The 17,440-nt window shown below is 60.5% G+C and carries 21 protein-coding genes; 5 read left to right on the forward strand and 16 right to left on the reverse strand.

The genetic code is table 11. From position 1 onward, the window contains the following. Window positions 1–316 precede the first annotated feature (316 nt). From AC097W_RS08180 to AC097W_RS08255, 16 genes are all read right to left on the reverse strand, one after another. Entirely contained in the window at window positions 317–718 is a 402-nt protein-coding gene (locus AC097W_RS08180) for a barstar family protein (RefSeq protein WP_479601995.1), read from the reverse strand. 35 nt (window positions 719–753) lie between these two features. Then, on the reverse strand, window positions 754–1,143 hold the full coding sequence (locus tag AC097W_RS08185) for a guanyl-specific ribonuclease (RefSeq protein WP_479601996.1): 390 nt from the start codon (window positions 1,141–1,143) through the stop codon (window positions 754–756). A gap of 155 nt (window positions 1,144–1,298) precedes the next feature. Continuing rightward, the gene (locus AC097W_RS08190; RefSeq protein WP_479601997.1) at window positions 1,299–3,656 is read right to left on the reverse strand and encodes an NADP-dependent malic enzyme; all 2,358 of its coding nucleotides are present in this window, start codon (window positions 3,654–3,656) and stop codon (window positions 1,299–1,301) included. Between the two features lie 164 nt (window positions 3,657–3,820). After that, window positions 3,821–5,011, reverse strand: coding sequence for an NAD(P)/FAD-dependent oxidoreductase (locus tag AC097W_RS08195; protein ID WP_479601998.1), 1,191 nt, complete (start codon window positions 5,009–5,011; stop codon window positions 3,821–3,823). Continuing rightward, window positions 5,011–5,175, reverse strand: coding sequence for a rubredoxin (locus AC097W_RS08200; protein WP_479601999.1), 165 nt, complete (start codon window positions 5,173–5,175; stop codon window positions 5,011–5,013). The genes AC097W_RS08195 and AC097W_RS08200 overlap by 1 nt, the downstream gene beginning before the upstream one ends. 78 nt (window positions 5,176–5,253) lie before the next feature. Continuing rightward, entirely contained in the window at window positions 5,254–5,739 is a 486-nt protein-coding gene (locus tag AC097W_RS08205; RefSeq protein WP_479602000.1) for a rubrerythrin family protein, read from the reverse strand. Window positions 5,740–5,857: 118 nt separating this feature from the next. Then, window positions 5,858–7,207 carry a glutamine synthetase family protein gene (locus AC097W_RS08210; protein ID WP_479602001.1) on the reverse strand — a complete coding sequence of 450 codons (1,350 nt, stop codon included), beginning with the start codon at window positions 7,205–7,207 and terminating at the stop codon, window positions 5,858–5,860. Between the two features lie 196 nt (window positions 7,208–7,403). Beyond that, the gene (locus tag AC097W_RS08215; protein ID WP_479602002.1) at window positions 7,404–7,562 is read right to left on the reverse strand and encodes a DUF3309 family protein; all 159 of its coding nucleotides are present in this window, start codon (window positions 7,560–7,562) and stop codon (window positions 7,404–7,406) included. Between the two features lie 32 nt (window positions 7,563–7,594). Beyond that, complete coding sequence (locus AC097W_RS08220; protein ID WP_479602003.1) at window positions 7,595–8,425, reverse strand: Crp/Fnr family transcriptional regulator; 831 nt, start codon at window positions 8,423–8,425, stop codon at window positions 7,595–7,597. A gap of 54 nt (window positions 8,426–8,479) precedes the next feature. Continuing rightward, entirely contained in the window at window positions 8,480–8,692 is a 213-nt protein-coding gene (locus AC097W_RS08225; protein ID WP_479602004.1) for a CsbD family protein, read from the reverse strand. A 207-nt stretch (window positions 8,693–8,899) separates the two neighbouring features. Then, window positions 8,900–10,297, reverse strand: coding sequence for a wax ester/triacylglycerol synthase family O-acyltransferase (locus AC097W_RS08230; RefSeq protein ID WP_479602005.1), 1,398 nt, complete (start codon window positions 10,295–10,297; stop codon window positions 8,900–8,902). Between the two features lie 92 nt (window positions 10,298–10,389). Further along, complete coding sequence (locus tag AC097W_RS08235) at window positions 10,390–11,742, reverse strand: ATP-binding protein (protein WP_479602006.1); 1,353 nt, start codon at window positions 11,740–11,742, stop codon at window positions 10,390–10,392. Beyond that, on the reverse strand, window positions 11,739–12,410 hold the full coding sequence (locus AC097W_RS08240) for a response regulator (protein ID WP_479602007.1): 672 nt from the start codon (window positions 12,408–12,410) through the stop codon (window positions 11,739–11,741). The genes AC097W_RS08235 and AC097W_RS08240 overlap by 4 nt, the downstream gene beginning before the upstream one ends. Window positions 12,411–12,435: 25 nt before the next feature. Further along, window positions 12,436–13,086, reverse strand: a complete 651-nt coding sequence (locus AC097W_RS08245; protein WP_479602008.1) for a cytochrome b/b6 domain-containing protein — start codon at window positions 13,084–13,086, stop codon at window positions 12,436–12,438. Further along, window positions 13,058–13,540, reverse strand: a complete 483-nt coding sequence (locus tag AC097W_RS08250; RefSeq protein WP_479602009.1) for a diheme cytochrome c — start codon at window positions 13,538–13,540, stop codon at window positions 13,058–13,060. Before AC097W_RS08250 ends, AC097W_RS08245 begins: the two co-directional genes overlap by 29 nt. 38 nt (window positions 13,541–13,578) lie before the next feature. After that, window positions 13,579–14,010: a DUF1924 domain-containing protein gene (locus AC097W_RS08255; RefSeq protein ID WP_479602010.1), complete on the reverse strand. Its 432-nt coding sequence runs from the start codon at window positions 14,008–14,010 to the stop codon at window positions 13,579–13,581. A gap of 132 nt (window positions 14,011–14,142) precedes the next feature. On the opposite strand from AC097W_RS08255, the gene AC097W_RS08260 reads away from it, so the two are divergent. From AC097W_RS08260 to AC097W_RS08280, 5 genes are all read left to right on the forward strand, one after another. Further along, on the forward strand, window positions 14,143–14,307 hold the full coding sequence (locus AC097W_RS08260) for a hypothetical protein (protein WP_479602011.1): 165 nt from the start codon (window positions 14,143–14,145) through the stop codon (window positions 14,305–14,307). Between the two features lie 35 nt (window positions 14,308–14,342). After that, a complete protein-coding gene (locus tag AC097W_RS08265) occupies window positions 14,343–14,624 on the forward strand; it encodes a TFIIB-type zinc ribbon-containing protein (protein ID WP_479602012.1) in 282 nt (93 codons plus the stop codon). A 144-nt stretch (window positions 14,625–14,768) separates the two neighbouring features. Next, window positions 14,769–16,019, forward strand: coding sequence for a 2Fe-2S iron-sulfur cluster-binding protein (locus tag AC097W_RS08270; protein WP_479602013.1), 1,251 nt, complete (start codon window positions 14,769–14,771; stop codon window positions 16,017–16,019). A gap of 5 nt (window positions 16,020–16,024) precedes the next feature. Beyond that, entirely contained in the window at window positions 16,025–16,603 is a 579-nt protein-coding gene (locus AC097W_RS08275) for a hypothetical protein (RefSeq protein ID WP_479602079.1), read from the forward strand. Beyond that, on the forward strand, window positions 16,600–17,328 hold the full coding sequence (locus AC097W_RS08280) for a cytochrome c3 family protein (RefSeq protein WP_479602014.1): 729 nt from the start codon (window positions 16,600–16,602) through the stop codon (window positions 17,326–17,328). The genes AC097W_RS08275 and AC097W_RS08280 overlap by 4 nt, the downstream gene beginning before the upstream one ends. The last annotated feature ends 112 nt before the right edge of the window (window positions 17,329–17,440 follow it).

Below are 17,440 nucleotides of genomic sequence, written 5' to 3' on the forward strand. Positions count from 1 at the left end.
TGAATAGGAGTGATGTTACAGCGCCATGTGCATAAAAAAAGCCCATCAAAGGGATGGGCTTTTTTATTGGCACGGGAACGGAGACGCACAGAGCGGCCCCGACGGGCTGACCGGTTTCAGGCGGCCGCTAACCAATATCCGGCATTGAATGGACTGCTCATGCGCAGAGCCAGAGGAGATACGTCCAACAACTTGTCCGTTGGCATTTTCTCGCCGCTTTCCGTCATCAGACTGATCCCCGCGACTGCCTCAGTCTGCGTGGATGTGCTGCTTGCCTCGTTAGCCCGTTCTGCTTGGCTGGTGTGTGCAGAACGGGCTACAGAAAAGAATAGAAGCATCGGAAGGGTATCTTCCGGTCTCCCCAGTAATCAGCCGTGTCGCGGAAGATGTCCAGGAGTTGCTCGCGCGCCTCTTTGTCAAACTTGGCGTTGGCAGGAATGTGCTCCAGCACGGCAATGAAGCCGGGCTGTGGGCCCGACTTGTGCACCGGGTCGGTCATGCTGTCATACAACGCATCAAAGTTCTTGCCGCTGTTGGCTGGCAGGGTGAACTGCTGTCCGATCAGGTCAAGCACATCCTGTTTGGTTTGTGCGTTGGCCAGGTTGGCGTACAAAAAGTGATGCCCCAAGCCCTGTGCGGCTTCCTGAAGCTCTGGCACCCTGAAGGCGCGAATCGACTGAACGATATTAGGTCTGACTGTTCGAAGTGGCATTTCCATCGCCGCGTCTCTTTCTTTAAAAATACAAATTCAATTCAGGGCACGATCCTGCGAAAACTCGCATAGTGATCGGCCGTGTAGTAACAGGCTTCTGGCGTGGTGGCCTGGCCACCACAAACAATGCGCCGCGCTCCCCGGTCACGCGACTGAGGCGTTTTTACGGTGTATTCACGGTAGTAGCCCCGTTTATGGGCAGGAAGCAAACGCTCCCGGTTGCCAAAAACAACACCGTCTTTCTCAAAAGGGAAAGGACCGCCTTGGCGAATCAGCTGGTAAGTTTCCTGGCCCTGCTTCGGCAAACCGTCCAGGGAGACCGATATTTCTTCAGTCTGTGAACCCCACCGTTTTGCCTGTACCCCACTTCCTACGAAGGGAAGCGTCAGCAACAAGCTGGTGAGTACTAACTTTAAAACACCTTTGCGCACCGTGAAACCTCTCAAGCGACTCCGGGTAAACCCGATAAATCCAGAGACGTGAGTGTCGCGTATTTGGTGCAAAAAAGCAAGGCCTTGCCCAATAATTAGGCAAGGCCCTCAAGGTCTTTGCGTTTGTGAGTGTGTGCCAACTAAGGGCTAAAGCGTTAGCGGCTCACGTTTGCGTCGGCTACGGTCAAGGCTGTCATATTGACGATGCGTCGCACCGTGGTGCTGGCCGTCAGTACATGCACCGGTTTGGCCGCTCCCAACAGCACCGGTCCGATGGCAATGTTGCCGCCCGCAGCGGTTTTGAGCAGGTTGTAGGCAATGTTTGCCGAGTCAATATTGGGCAGGACCAGAAGATTGGCGTCACCGTTGAGCGTGCTGTTGGGCATGAGCACCTTGCGGGCTGCGCCGTCCAGCGCCACGTCACCATGCATCTCACCGTCTACCTCAAGCCAGGGGGCTTGTTGCTGCAACAAAGCCAGGGTCTGGCGCATTTTGACGGCGCTGGGCTCGTTGCTGCTGCCGAAGCTGGAATGGCTCAAGAGTGCAACCTTGGGCTTGAAGCCAAAACGCATCATTTCCTCGGCCGCCATGATGGTGATCTTGGCCAACTCGGGGGCTGTCGGGTCGTAATTGACGTGGGTGTCAACCAGAAACACCTGGCGCCCTGGCAGCATCAGGCCATTCATGCAGGCGTAGATGGGAACGTCCCGCGAAGCGTCCTGACCGGTGGTCTGGCGCTTGCCAATCACCTGATCAATATATTGCAGGTGCAATGCTGTTGTGCCCCAGGTACCGCAAATGAGGCCGTCGACATCACCCTTGTGCAGCAACATGGAACCAATGAGTGTGAGGCGCCTGCGCATCTCGATCTTGGCGACCTGTATGGTCACGCCCTTGCGCTCCGCCATGCGGTGGTAGGTCTGCCAGAAGTCGCGGTAGCGGTGGTCGTTTTCCACGTTGACTACGTTGTAATCCTTGCCTTGTTCCAGGCGCAGACCGAACTTTTCGATGCGCTCGGCAATCACCGCCGGGCGCCCGATGAGGGTGGGCAGCGCCAAACGCTCATCGACCACGATCTGGGCGGCGCGCAGGACGCGCTCGTCTTCACCTTCCGCGTAGGCCACCCGCTTTTTCAAGGCCTTCTTGGCGGCCGTGAAGATTGGCTTCATGGTGGTGCCGGATGCATAGACAAAGCTTTGCAGCTTGTCACGGTAGGCGTCCATATCGGCAATGGGGCGCAAGGCCACGCCGCTGTCAGCCGCTGCTTGTGCGACGGCCGGGGCAATTTTGATCATCAGACGCGGATCAAATGGCTTGGGGATCAGGTACTCCGGACCAAAGGCAAGCTGCTCACCCACATAGGCGGCTGCAACCACTTCGCTTTGCTCGGCCTGGGCCAGGTCGGCAATGGCGTGCACTGCGGCAATTTCCATTTCCAGCGTGATGGTTGACGCGCCCGCGTCCAGCGCACCGCGGAAGATGTACGGAAAGCACAGGACGTTGTTCACCTGATTGGGGTAGTCGGTACGGCCCGTGGCCATGATGGCGTCGTCGCGCACCGCATGCACTTCTTCTGGCAGGATCTCGGGCGTAGGGTTTGCCAGGGCAAAGACCAGTGGTCTTGCAGCCATGGTTTTCACCATGTCGGCTTTCAGCACGCCACCGGCCGAGAGGCCCAAAAAGATGTCGGCGTCTACCATCGCTTCGCGCAGGGTGCGGGCATCGGTTTTCTGGGCGTAGACGATTTTGTCCTCGTCCATCAACTCGGTGCGGCCCTCGTACACCAAGCCTGCCAGATCGGTGACCCAGATGTTTTCGCGGGGAATACCCAGCTTGACCAAGAGGCCCAGGCACGCCAGAGCGGCGGCGCCAGCGCCCGAGGTGACCAGCTTCACTTTTTTGGGGTCTTTGCCAACGACCTTGAGGCCGTTGAGAATGGCCGCGCCCACCACAATGGCGGTGCCGTGCTGGTCGTCATGGAAGACCGGAATCTTCATGCGCTCGCGCAGCTTGCGCTCCACATAAAAGCAGTCGGGCGCCTTGATGTCCTCTAAATTGATGCCGCCAAAGGTGGGCTCCAGCGAGGCAATGATGTCGATCAGTTTGTCCAGATCGTGCTTTTCGTTGATCTCCAGATCGAACACGTCGATGCCGGCAAACTTCTTGAACAGCACGCCCTTGCCTTCCATCACCGGCTTGGCGGCCAGCGGTCCAATGTCGCCCAGGCCGAGAACGGCAGTTCCGTTGGTGATGACCGCCACCAGATTGCCGCGGCTGGTGTACTTGAACGCGTTGTTGGGGTCTTTGACGATTTCTTCGCACGGCGCCGCTACACCGGGCGAATAGGCCAGCGCCAGATCATGCTGATTGACCAGTTGCTTGGTGGCGGTAACCGAAATTTTTCCGGGGGTGGGGAATTCGTGGTATTCGAGTGCTGCCTGGCGCAACTGAGCCGCTTTTTCAGCCGAGTTGGAAACCGGCGCATTGCTTGAAGCGGGGGACTGGTCTGTCATCTTGCATCCTCTAAGGCTTGGGGCCGTGCGAGGTCGCATGGCCTTGGGCTTTGTCATGGGCTTTGGATTGTAGACCTCGCATGCCCTGGGCTACGATGTCTACCCATGTGGTTGTCCACATATCAGATGTGACTTTTTATCCCTCAAACCCGATCCTCAGCCATTCAGGCAATGGTTGCCTTGACTTGCTCCATTCGCCTGGCAGTGTGTTTTCCGGTCAGCGTAAAGCCGCGCTGCACGCCGTCCGTGTCGACGAATCGCCAGAGACCTTCTGCGCCATCTTCCGGCGTTGCCCATGTGCCCACGTGGCTTGGATGAGGAGGTGAGACCACCACCGGCATGGCCGGGGTTTTGATCGACACCGGCATCAGCGGAAACACCAGCGGTGTGGGGGTTCCGGCCAGCGTGGCGGCCAGTGCCCGGGCAGCGTTCATGATCGGCATTACATAGGGCAGGGTGCGTTGCCCGGCCGATGCGTACTGCGCGCAGTCGCCCAGCGCATAGATGTGCGCCACCGAGGTTTGCAGCAGGGCGTCCACCACAATGCCGCGCTCGCATGCCAGACCCGCTGCGGTGGCCAGTGCCATGTCGGCGTGCAAGCCGATGGCGCTCAGCACCGTGTCTGCACGAACCGTTTCCCCTGTCGACAAACGCACAGACAACGCGGGCGCCTCTTCATTCACCGCCTCCACCGTGGCGCCAAAGTGCCACACCACACTGGCAGCCGTCAGCGCATCGCGCAGCTGCAGGCCAGCCGCCTCCGGCAACAGTGCCGCCAGCGGCCGTGTGGACGGATCGACCACATGCACGCGGTACCCCACTTGCGCCAGATCATTGGCGAACTCGCAGCCAATCAGGCCCGCACCCATGATGACGACGGTTTTGCTATCGATTTCAGAGCTGTCTGCGCCCGCTGCACGGGGGCTCAAGGCCGAATGGAACACCGAGAAGTCGTCCAGTGAGTTAACCGACAGCACCCGGTTGGCGGCAGTGCCCTGCACGGGTACGCGTATGGGCTGTGCGCCTGTGGCCAGCACCAGTTGGCTGTAGACCAGGGTTTGCTGGACACCATTCTGGGCTGTCTGAACGGTTTGCTTTTCCACGTCCAGGGCCTCTGCCCGCGTATGGGCCAGGAGCGCCACATTCAGCGTTTGCGCCATCGTGGCGGCCGGCGTGCTGATGAGCTGGGCCGGTGCGCGTTTTTGCGCAAACGCATTGGAGAGCGAGGGCTTGGCATAGAAATCACCGCTGTCGCCCGTGATCAGCACCACCGGCGTGGTCGTGTCCAGCTTGCGGAACTCGCGTGCCGTCGTCCAGCCCGCCAGACCCGCGCCAATGATGATGATCGGCTCCATCAGATTTCCACCGCCTCAAAGTCGGCCTTGGCGACGCCACAGTCCGGGCAGGCCCAGCTCTCGGGCACATCAGCCCACCTGGTACCTGGCGCAATGCCATCTTCCGGGCGGCCGGCCGCTTCGTCATACACAAAGCCGCAAACGATACAGATATAAGTTTTCATGGTGTCTTTCAATTTTTGAATCAAATGGGGCTGTAGCCCCCGTGAAATATGCGCGAGCAGCTATTAAAACAATAGCGATCAGGCGGTGATTTTGGCCAGTTGCTCTTTGTAGTGGTTGGCGTGGCGCTCTTCCACCCTGGCCAATGCGGCAAAGCGTTTCTGGGCTTTTTGCAGCATGGCGGTGAACTGGGCGGCGTGCACTTTGGACTCGGCGATCTGCTCGTCCATCTCAGCCGCGGCAGCGGCGTTGCCCTCGGCCTCGGCGGTTTTGCGAAAGCCGGGGTACATCTCGGTGTATTCGTAGGTTTCGCCGTCAATGGCGATCTGCAGGGCCTTGGCGGGCGTCATGCTGGCCTTGGGGTAAAGCAGGTCCAGGTGACCAAAGGCGTGCATCACTTCCTGGTCTGCCGTTTCTTCAAAGGTACGTGCGGTTTCTTCATCGCCCATTTCACGGGCCAGCTTGGCGAAGTAACGGTACTTGATGTGTGCCATGGACTCGCCGGCAAAGGCGGACTCCAGGTTGGCAATGGTCTTGATCTCGGGGCGTTGGCTTGCAACAGTCATGGTCAGCTCCTTGGGCTAGGTTAAACGATTGGTAGTTAATTTCTATCAATATGAACTGAATGTTAGATGAAATCTAAATATATCGCCAATCGCTTTTGGCTAAATCGCCGATAGTCCGCTAAGCCTGTGGCCCCAAAAACCGCCGCTCCCACGCGCCGACCTCATACAGGTAGCTGTCGTACTCCACGGTCTTGGCGGCGCAGAAGCCGGTCACGAACGCATCGCCCAGAAGCCTGCGCCCCGATGCACTGGCGGCCATCTGCGCGTGCGCGGGCAAAAAGCTGCGGGGCAAGGTGTGGCCCAGGGCGCTGCTGTTGGCGTGGATGGGCAGGGGTTCGGTGGGCACCAGGTGCTCGTCCATGCCGGCCAGCCCGGCCGCCAGCGAGGCGGCAATGGCCAGATAGGGGTTGGCATCCGCACCGGCAATGCGGTTCTCTACCCGGCGCGCGGCGGGGCCGCTCACGGGAATGCGCAGGCCGGTGGTGCGGTTGTCGTAGCCCCACTCCAGATTCACCGGCGCCTGGCTGCCCGATACATAGCGGCGGTACGAGTTCACAAAGGGCGCGAAGATCAGCATCAGGTCGGGCACATAGGTTTGCAGCCCAGCGATGAAATGGCGAAACGACGCGCTCTCTGCGCCGTCGTCGGTGCTGAAAATATTGCGCCCGCTGGCGTCCACCACACTCTGGTGCAGGTGCATGGAGCTGCCCTGCGCGCCCGAAATGGGTTTGGCCATGAAGACCGCGGTGAGCCCGTGCTGGATGGCGATTTCTTTCGCCGCGTACTTGAACAAAAAGGCCTGATCCGCCACCGCCACCGGGTCGCCGTGCATCAGATTGATCTCGTATTGCGACTGGCCGACCTCATGGATCCACGTGTCGGCCTGAATGCCAAGGCCATCGAGCGCGCTGCGAAACGCGTCCCAGAACGGGGCCAACGCGTTGAGCATGTTGAGGCTGAAGGCCGACTGCCCGGCTTCCGCCCGCCCGCCGCGTGCAACCGGCGCGGTGAAGGGCTGGTCAGGGTCCACATTGGGTGCCGTGAGGTAGAACTCAATCTCGGGCGCCACCACCGGGGTCAGCCCTTGCTCGGTGTAGCGATCGAGTACGCCCTTCAACACAGAACGTGCCGCGAACGCGCAGGGTTGGCCGTCCAGCTCCACGCAGTCATGGATGGCAAAGGCGCGTGGCACGCTGGACCAGGGTGTGCGCTTGACGGTGCGGTAGTCGGGCACCAGCCGCACATCGGGGTCGGAGTCCGGAAAGATGGGATCGTAGGAGTAGTCACCGGTGATGCACTGCATGGGGATGGCCTGCGCAATGCGCAACTCGCCACCAGCTGCAAAACTGTGTGCGGGCATGAGTTTGCCGCGCGGGTAGCCAGAAATATCCGGAAAAATGCACTCGACATCGCGGATGCCATGCTGATCAAAAAAGGCCTTGAGTTCGGCCCCGGGGGCGTGGTGCATACAACGGTGGGGCTCCGGCGGTGCCGCCGGGAACCCGGGTCCAGAGTGGGTCAAGGCCGAAGTTTAAGCCAAACAGGCCGCTAGCCCCCGGATAATATGCGCAGACAGCTATCTTTTTGATAGCGCATTCACGCAGATGGTGTGGTGGCTGGAGCGGCCCGGAAACCCGACGCCGCGCAAAAACACCGGTGACCAGTCACAGCCGTCCCATCAAAAGCAGCACGATGAGGATGATCACGACCAATCCCAAACCACCCGTTGGCCCGTAACCCCAATTCCTGCTGTGCGGCCAGGTCGGGAAGGCGCCAATGAGCATCAGGATCAGAATGATCAACAGGATGGTTCCCAGGCTCATAAGGTTCTCCTTGAAATAGCGGGTAAGTCGAATTAGTGGGCCGACGCTGAAACCATAGGCCGCACGATGACAGCAGTGCCGTCGTCGGAATGTCGCGTATTGCGAGCAGCGCCCAGGCCCGCATTGAATTTTTGATGACTGCCCTGGCTGCTCTGGGTGTTGGGCAGCAGGCGGCTGAATTCTTTCCTGACCACGCCGTAGCATTCGCAGGTACTTTTCTCCAGCCCGGCGCGGTTCAGCACCGAGATATGACCCCGGCGGTAGCGAATATAGCCCGCCAACTGCAGCTTGCCTGCAGCCGCGGTAACGCCTTCACGGCGCACGCCCAGCATGCTGGCAACCAGTTCCTGCGTCATGACCAATTCCCCTGAAGGGATGCGATCCAGGGTTACCAGCAACCACCGCGACAGTTGCTGCTCGACGGAGTGGTACCGGTTGCAGACGGCGGTCTGGCCCATTTGGGTCATCAGCGCTTGGGTGTACCGCAGCAGCAGGTGATTCAGGGCTTCCAAACGATCAAACTCCTGCTTCAACACGCTTCGATTGAGGCGGTAGGCGTGGCCTGCCGTTTGCACCACGGCTGAACTGGGTGTGGTGTCACCGCCCATCAGCAGTGTGACGCCCACCAGGCCTTCGTGGCCTACGCCAGCAATTTCCGATGCTGCACCGGATTCGGTGACGTATTGCAGGGACACGATGGCGGTGGTGGGAAAGTAAGCGTGGCGCAGGGGCCCACCTGGCTCATACAGGACTTCACCCAGTGACATTGCCACCAGTTCGAGTTGCGGAACCAGCCGCTCGAAATCCTCCGCTGGCAGAGCGGCAAGGAGATGATTCTGGTTGGGATGGTGGGGTAAAAACATCGGTGGCAACACGTGCGTTTCAGTACCCGGTCGTCCGCTCTCTGCGCATGCGTCTCAGCCTTTTTTTGCGGCATCCTTGAGCGCGTCTCTGGCATCCTTGACGACTTCTTTGACATCACCCAGCCTCTTCTCGGCTTTACCCTCAACCTGTTTCTGCACACCTTTGGCTTGTTGCTCCTTATTTCCCACTAATTTCGCGGCTTCTTCTTGCACTTTGCCGACGGCACCTTTGACAACACCCTGGACTTGATTCTTGTTTGGACTCATCGTCTTCTCCTGAAGTGAATGATTGCTGAACCTGCCCCGGAAACCAGGTCCCGAGAAGGTGATTACATTCAATGCGCAGAAAGTGCAGATTGAGAAAACGCAAGGCCTGACCAGACTGGTGCGAAGAAAGCCACGGAATGCGAAGGGGGCTGCGGTGCGGCGCGAACACCCCCGCCGCAGCCGTGGTGGCGATTTTGAACAAACCCCTCAGGTTCTGATGCCTGCGCCCCGTGTTCTTGCAGCACCACTGCGTGCCGCAGGGCGCTTGCTGGCCGCAGACGCCACCTTCTTCAACATCTTCTCGAATTCGTCGTTGAAAGCTTCGGTGATGACTTCGGGGTCGGGCAGCAAATGGGCGTCGCTGATGACGGTGAGTGTGGCGGTTCCGCGGTAGCTCAGAATGCTGACCGCCATGCCGAGCTGCTTGCCGGGATGGGGCGCCCAGGCCAGCATGCGCTCAATGGGCGCCCCGGCAAAGTACATCTCATCGCGTGGACCGGTCACGTTGGTCATGACCAGGCTGGCCTTTCGGCCAAACAGTTCGTTGGAGAAATCTTCCAGCACCTTGGGGCCATTGCCCAGCAACTCCAGAAGGGCGCGCGTGGCGAGCGGCTCTGGCGACCGCTTGAGCGCGTCCATGCGCGTCTTGGTCAGTGCCAGCCGTCGGTCTGCGCGTGCTTCGTTCACCGCCAGGTCCAGCAGCACCAGACCGAACTCGTTGCCCAATTGACCGATGCGTTCGGGTGGACGCAGGTCCACCGGAACCATGGCGCACAACGTGGTACTGTTCACATCAATACCGCGTCCTTTGAGGTAGGTGCGCAAGGCACCAGTCATGGCCGCCACCAGCACGTCGTTCACTTTGGCACCATGCTGCAAGCCAATCGCCTTGGTATCTGCGATCGCGACCGGTCGGGACCACGCCACATGCTTTCCGAGCGCGAATTCGCCTTTCATGGGTGACTGCGGGTCGTCTGGCCGCAGCAACTCGCCTGCCAGCATGCCCGCACCACTGGCAAGGGCTAACGCACCGCGTGCCGTGGCCGTGATGGCATTGAAGGCGGATGCGAGCAAACCATCGTCATCCACATGAGCAATGCTCTTGCCGCGCGCACGCGGGTCTGGCAGGGGCGGTGCGCCAGGTGCCGTGTCAAAGAGCGTCTGGGCCACCCGCATCATGGCGGTTCCGTCGCCCATGCAGTGGTGGCAGCGCAGGACCATGGCACTGCCGCTGCCGACGTTGTCCACCACATGCATCTGCCACAACGGTTGGGTGTGGTCCAGCGGTGTGCTGGCGATGTCGTTGATCAGCGTGGTTAAGGCGGCCTGGTCGTGTGGCGCAGCCAGCGCAATGTGGTGCACGTGCTGGTCGATGCTGAAGTGCGGCATGTCCTCCCAGTGGGGTGTGGCCAAAGGGAAGCCCGTCTCGACAACGCGCTGGCTGAAGCGCTCCAGCTTCAGCAGCCGGTCACTGCAGATTTTGCGCACTTTTTTGAAGTCCAGCGGGCTGCGGGTGAGCGCGACGCCCATGACAACCGCCAGGTTGGCTGGTCCGTCGTTGTGAAACCAGGACGCATCAGCCGCAGACATCGGGTGGATAGCCATTTCAGTCTCCTCTTTTGATTTGCGTCCATGCTAGACCTCGCAGGATGATTTTTATTGACCGGAATCAACCTTCCTGCGGGAAATGGGCGCTCTCAGGTTGGGCGACCCGCGATGACCTCCACCGCCAGGCCACCGAGTTCCGCCGACCGCTCCACCTGCAGCTCCAGCCGGTGCACCGCCGCAATGCGTTTGACGATCGACCAGCCCAGACCGCTGCCGTTCTCATTGCTTCCCGTGACGCGAAAGAACCGTTCGCCCAGCCGGTTGTGGTCTGCATCCTGCAGCCCTGGCCCGCTGTCTTCCACCCGCAAGACCACATGCCCGTCCCGTTGCTGCACCGAGACCCTGATTCGCGCCAGGCGGGGGCTGTAGCGCACGGCGTTGTCCACCAGATTACGCACCAGCACCGCCAGCAGCACTTCAACGCCGGGAATGCGGCAGGGCTGTGGCGCGTCCAGCTCCAGTGTCTGGCCCTTGCCAATGGCCTTGGGCGCGAGATCGGCGACCACCTGCCGGGCGAGCGCGCTGAGGTCGATGTCCGCCATCTCCGGCACAGCTGCGGCTTCCAGCCGTGAAAGGGTCAGCAACTGGTCCACCAGCCGGATGGCGCGGTCGCAGCCAGCCAGGGTGTTGTGCAGCGCGTGGCGGCGCAGGGCATCGTCCGTTTCACCGAGCGCAACCTGTGCCTGGGTGCGAATGGCGGCGATGGGGGTGCGCAGCTCATGCGACGCATCGGCGGTAAAACGCCGCTCGGACTCCATCAGCGAACCAATGCGTTCAAACAGATTGTTCAGCGCGTCGATCATGGGCGCCATCTCGGCCGGCGCGCCGTCCAGCGCCAGCGGCTGGAGCGAATCAGGCCGTCGCTGGGCCAGCATGTGTCCCATCTGGCGCATGGGCCGCAAGCCGCGCGACACCGCCCACCACAGCGCGAGCGCCAACAGAGGCAGTGCCACGGTCATGGGCCATAGCGTGCTGCGCAGCACCGCCCACAGAATATTGGTGCGTGAGTCGACCTCTTCACCGACATAGACCTGCACATCGTGCTCGGCACCGTAGGCCGCAAAAATGCGCCAGGGTGCGCCTGCGATTTGCACGGTCTCAAAGCCTTCGCGGAAGTTCTTTCCCGGTTTCATCATGGGCGTGGTGGGCGCGCTCGCGGACCGCAAGGCCAGGCGCCCATCGTGAAAAACCTGGAAGGCCACTTTGGGCGCGTAGCGGTGCAGCGAGGGGGCGTCCACACCATGGCCATCCTCATCAATCTCCTCAGCCTGCTGCACCACCAGAATGGCGGCGGCCTGCGCCAGATGGCCGTCCAGCAGCTCATCGAGTTCGTGGCGTGCGTCAAACCACGTCATGGCCGCGGTGGCGATCCAGACACTCACCACAACCCCCAGCGCCAGCGCCAGAAGCCGGCGTTGCAGGGACCGGGGTCGGGGCGTCATGGTCGGGGGGCTTCGCGTTGCAGCATGTAACCGACGCCACGCACGGTGTGGACCAGGCCGGTGCCGAGTTTGCGACGCAGATTGTGGATGTGCACTTCGATGGCGTTGCTGTCCACCTCCTGACCCCAGCTGTAGAGGTGTTGCTCCAGCTGCTCCCGCGACAGCACGCGGTCGGGGTTAAGCAGAAACGCGTGCAGGAGATCGAATTCACGGGTGGACAAGGTAACGGGTTCCCCTGCCTGCTGTACGGAGCGCGATGCGGGGTCGAGTGTCACGTCCTGCGCGCTCAGGCATTCCTGTGGCTGGCCGTGGGAGCGGCGCACCAGCGCACGCAGGCGCGCGCCCAGCTCGTGCAGGTCCACCGGTTTGATCACGTAGTCGTCCGCACCCAGATCGAGGCCGCGGACGCGGTCGGGAACGGTATCGCGCGCTGTCAGCACCAGAATGGGTACCGACACGCCGCAGCGGCGCACGGCAGTCAGCACATCCAGACCGTCCTTGCGCGGCAAGCCGAGATCCAGCACGGCGGCGGCGTAGGGTTGCGCGCGCAACTCCCGCTCGGCGGCTTCGCCATCGCGCACCCAGTCGACCTGAAAGCCCATCTGGCGCAAGCCCGCCCGCAGGCCGTCACCTAACAGGGGGTCGTCTTCAGCGAGCAGGATGCGCATGGTGGGGATTGCCTCGTGGGTTAATTTATATCGGCGCACTTTGCCACTGAAGGTACCAGAAGCCCACCACGGAAGCCAGCATCACGATGGCCAGAATGCGCCACGCACTGCGGATGCCGTCTTCAGGGCTGCCCAGTTTGCGGCCCGTGACCATGGCGCGCACCAGATTCTCTTTGTGTAGCCAGCTCGCCACCACCACACCGGCGACGTGAATGCCAACCACCAGCAGCATCGCATTGGCGACCAGCTCATGCAGTTCGGCAACCCATTCACCGCTGATGTCGTTGTAGGCAGCCCAGCCCGTGGCGCCAGTAGCCGCCGTCAGACCCAGCATGGCCACGATGGCAATGGCACCCGCCGGGTTGTGGCCGGTGGCGTGTTCGGGTTGGCCGCGCAGCAGGGCGTGCAGGGAACGGGCCACCGCTTTGGGGCCGCGCACAAAGGCCGCGAAGCGCGCGTAACGCGTGCCTGTCAATCCCCAGACAAGGCGAAAGGCCACCAGCCCGGCCATGGTGTAGCCCAGCGTGACGTGCACCAGCCGCCAACTCTCACTCTCCGCAGTGAGGTAGGCGCCTGCAAAGCTCAGCACCATGAGCCAGTGGAAGATGCGTACCGGCGCATCCCAGACCAGAATTTTGGTGGGGTTCTTAACGGGGGATGCGGACATTGTGCTCATTGAAGTCTCCTTTGTCGGCGGTGGTGTGGCAGGCGGAGCAGTTGGACGCGCTCTTCACTGATGCGCGCTTCCAGGTGGCAGCAGACACTTCGTCGTGCTTGCGCACAAACCAGGCGGTGCGGGTGATGCGGTCTTGCGGGGGTTCTTCACTGACGCGCTTGTAGGTTCCGGCATGGGCGTTGATCCAGCCCGAGAGTTCCTTGACGGTTGCCGGGTCCAGCGAGGCGTCGGTGCCAAAGTGATGGGGCAGGTTGTTCATGATGCGGCTCCACGATGCAGCGGGCATCATGGTGGGCGGGTAAGCCGTGTGGCAGGCGGCGCATTCCTGCTGGTATTTGGGCAGCAGGGGCACCATGCGGCCGTTGCCCTCAGCCATGGCCGATTGCGCAAATCCAATGGCTGCAATCATGCCGAAAGCAAACGGGTGAAGGGGGAAGCGGGAATGAAGGGGCATGGGGTGTTCTCCAGACAGGGGGGTATGGTGATGAAACATCAAGGCTTGAGGGTCATCAGCCAGCTCAGTACATCGGCCTTCTCCGCGACGGTGCATTCGCGGCCCACCACGTCATTGCAATTGCGGCGAAACCATTTCTCGGTCTTGGTGGCATCGGTGAATCGTTCGGGGTTGAAGGCGGGGGCCATCGCCCCAATGGGTTTGCCGGTGGATGCATGCTTGCCCGTTTGCGTGGGCACTGCACCATGGCACGACGAACAGCTCCACTCCTTGCCGTGGGTTGTTGTGAAGAACTTCTGGCCCCGGGCTGGAACAGCGGGCGAGCCTGCCTGGGCGGTGTAGCCGGACAGCTGCTCTGCAGGCGTGGCGCCGTAGGCGGCCGGTGCGAGTGCGGCACCGGCCAAGCCGATACCGGCTATCAGTCTGCGAAGCGCCGATGACGAAGAGGGGTAAGCGGTTGACGGTTTCATGGGGACTCCTTGGCCGCAAGAATGCCCTGGCGTTCTTAGGGCTTTCTTAAGAGAGGGTGGGTTCCCTCAGGCCCCCTTAAGCAGCAGTGCGCAAGATGCAGTCATTGTTTCACTGTAAAAAAGGAATCTTCCATGCACCCCGTTCTCTCACACTTCATTCGCCAGTACCTTGGCATCGTCTGCATCGCCCTGGTGCCTGTCATCCTGACCGCCTTTTTATCCATCCCGTTCACACTGGAAGGGCACCCGGGCGATACACGGCCAACCGGGCCCGTTGTCAGCCAGCACATGAGTTGAGTTGCGCCCCTATCCATACACCACAAGGAAAAACCATGAAATGCCCTGTTTGCCCTGACGCGACCCTCTTGATGACCGATCGCCAGGGCGTTGAAATTGATTACTGCCCCCAATGCCGGGGCGTGTGGCTGGACCGTGGCGAACTCGACAAGTTGCTGGAGATTGCGTCAAAAGCAACCGTCGCGTACCCTGCCAACGGAAACAACAGGGGTCATGGGATGGACCGACAGCCTGATTTTCAGCACTCTGATCACCATGGAGCCCAAGACCAATACTACAAACGCAAGAAATCATGGCTCAGCGAGATGTTTGATTAGCTACGCGGCCAATGATTCTTGCCGTGACTTGAATCGATTCCGTCTTGGTTGATACCTGTCATTGTTTGAAATGATCCCCATCCCTAGAATTCATTCTTGGGGACCGTTTCTTCGGCCTGTGCTCTGAATTTGTGTTGGGACCTGATGACCGCTCTGTCGCTTCTCGCCTGGATCGTGTCGGTTCTGCTACTTCAACTTGCCGTTGGGATTGGTGTATTTGCTTGGCGGCGGCGTGGTGGGCTAACCCGCTTGGCGCCTGACCTGGCCGCGCCAACCGTTGCGACTCCACCGGGTGCATGGTCTGGCTGGCGAGAGTTCCGGGTGGTTCGTCGTGAGTTCGAGGACCGTGGGAACACCCAATGTTCCTTTTATCTGCAGCCGCTGGATGGCGCGACGTTGCCGCCCTTCTCGCCCGGTCAATACCTGACATTTCAACTCGATGTGGCTGAATCGGTGTCCGGGGGGCAGGGCGCCCGAAAGCCCATAACCCGTTGCTATTCCTTGTCGGACAAACCGCAATCCGCAGCCCATCGCATCACCATCAAGCGCGCGCTCGCGCCCGCCGGCCTAAACGATGTGCCACCAGGGGTTTCGTCGAGTTACTTTCACGACCATGTTCACGAAGGTGATGTGCTGAAAGTAAAAGCGCCTTCTGGGCACTTCTTCCTCGACGCCAACTCGCGCGCCCCGGTGGTTTTGGTGGGGGGTGGCATTGGCATCACGCCAATGATGAGCATGCTACGCTGGTGTCTTGCCGAGCAGCCCGGTCGCACGGTTCACCTGTATTACGGGGTTCGACACAGCGGTGAACACGCGTTCAAGACCGACCTCGAACAACTGGCGCAGGCACATTCGGACTTTCATCTGAACGTCGTGTACAGCCGACCGGGGCCCGTTGACGCGCAAGGCCAGGACTACCAGCACGGCGGATACGTGGACGTGGAACTCCTAAGACGCACCCTGCCACACGGTCCGCATCAGTTCTATGTGTGCGGACCTGCCGCGATGATGGAAAGCCTGGTTCCGGCGTTGATTCAATGGGGCGTACCAAGGGAAGATGTTCATTACGAAGCCTTTGGACCTGCGTCTGTGCGACTGGAGCCCACCACGTTGACGCAAGCGACACCCCACCCTGCGGCCACGATGGAGGTCCGATTTGATCGTTCTGGCCGTACCCTTGTTTGGGATGGACAGGATGCCAATTTGCTCGATTTTGCCGAACGCCATGGCGTGCTCATCGATGCGGGTTGCCGTTCGGGAAGTTGCGGAAGTTGTGAGACGCCGTTACTCGCCGGAACGGTTCATTACCTTCACAAACCGGACCACGACGTGGCGCCGGGCCACTGTCTGTTGTGCGTGGGCACGCCAACATCCGCATTGACACTCAAGGCTTGACACAAATGAAAGCCAACCTGCTGCGCCGTGAAGTCCTGCCATTCTTTCTGGCACTGCTGGCGCTGGCGTCGACGGCACTGCTGCTGGATGCGCTGCTGCATGTGTTGAACGTGGTCTGGATAGGTCGCTACCTGGGGATTGCCGGCACATTGCTCATATTGGCTTCATCCGGCTATTCGATGCGCAAACGCAAACTGATTCAAGCGGGCACTGCAGCCCAGTGGCTGCGATGGCATGAAGGCTTGGCGTGGCTGGGTTCGCTGCTGGTTCTGGTGCATGCGGGTATTCACTTCGACGCGATCCTGGGTTGGCTGGCGGTGTGGGCCATGCTGGTCAATGTGGCCAGTGGACTCACGGGCAAGTTTTTGCTGAACCGGTCTCGGCGTCGGCTGGAGGAAGCGCAAAAAAACCTGCGCCAGCAAGGGCTGAATGCCGAGGAGCTCGAAGAGCGCATGTACTGGGACAGCATGACCTTTGACACGGTCAAGCAGTGGCGGGCGGTTCATCTCCCGATCACGCTGGCATTTGGCGTGCTTGCCCTGGCCCACATCATGGCAGTCTTCTTGTTTTGGGGCTGGAAATGAAGCGCCGCTGGTTTCTGATGCTGATCGCTGCGAACCTGCTGGTGCTGATTGCATTGGTGTTCATTTACCCGCAGTTCATGGTGAGCCCAGGGCCGCTGGTGTCGGGCCATGCCGAACTGAGCACTGACTGCTTCGCCTGCCACGCCCCATGGCGCGGCACGCCATCCAAACTGTGCATCAGTTGCCATGCCTTGCCGGATATCGGCTTGCGCACGACCAAGGGTGTGCCGCTGCTGAAGAAGGCGGCCAAGGCGGCGTTTCATCAGGATTTGATGGAGCAAAACTGCATGGCCTGCCACAGTGACCACGAGGCACCCAAGCTCACGCAACGAGCGCGCAAGCCATTTTCCCACCTGCTTTTGCGCACTGAAGTGCGCGACCGCTGCGACAGCTGTCACGTGGCACCCAAAAACAAATTCCACAGCAAACTCACCGCGGGTTGCGGGGACTGCCACCAGACCAAAGGCTGGAAGCCCGCCACTTTCGACCATGACAAGTTGTTCGTGCTGGATGGCGACCATGACACCGAATGTGCGACCTGCCATACCAACAACGACTACAGCCGGTACACCTGCTACGGGTGCCATGAGCACACACCCGAAAAAGTAAGGTCAGATCACGAAGAGGAAGGTATCCGCAACTTTGACAATTGCGTGGAATGCCACACCAGTGCCCGTGATGAGCCCCGAAAAAAGGGATCACGTTCGGGGGGCGAAGACGATTGACGGAGGCGTCTTGATGACCGGGTTTCATTGATCCGTCTTCATTCTTCCTTAAGATGTCGAGGGTAAGCTGTTGCGTTGTGCGCTTGCGGCTTCCCTTTCAAACTCTACCTGT

This window comes from Rhodoferax sp. GT1R46 (assembly GCF_056521285.1).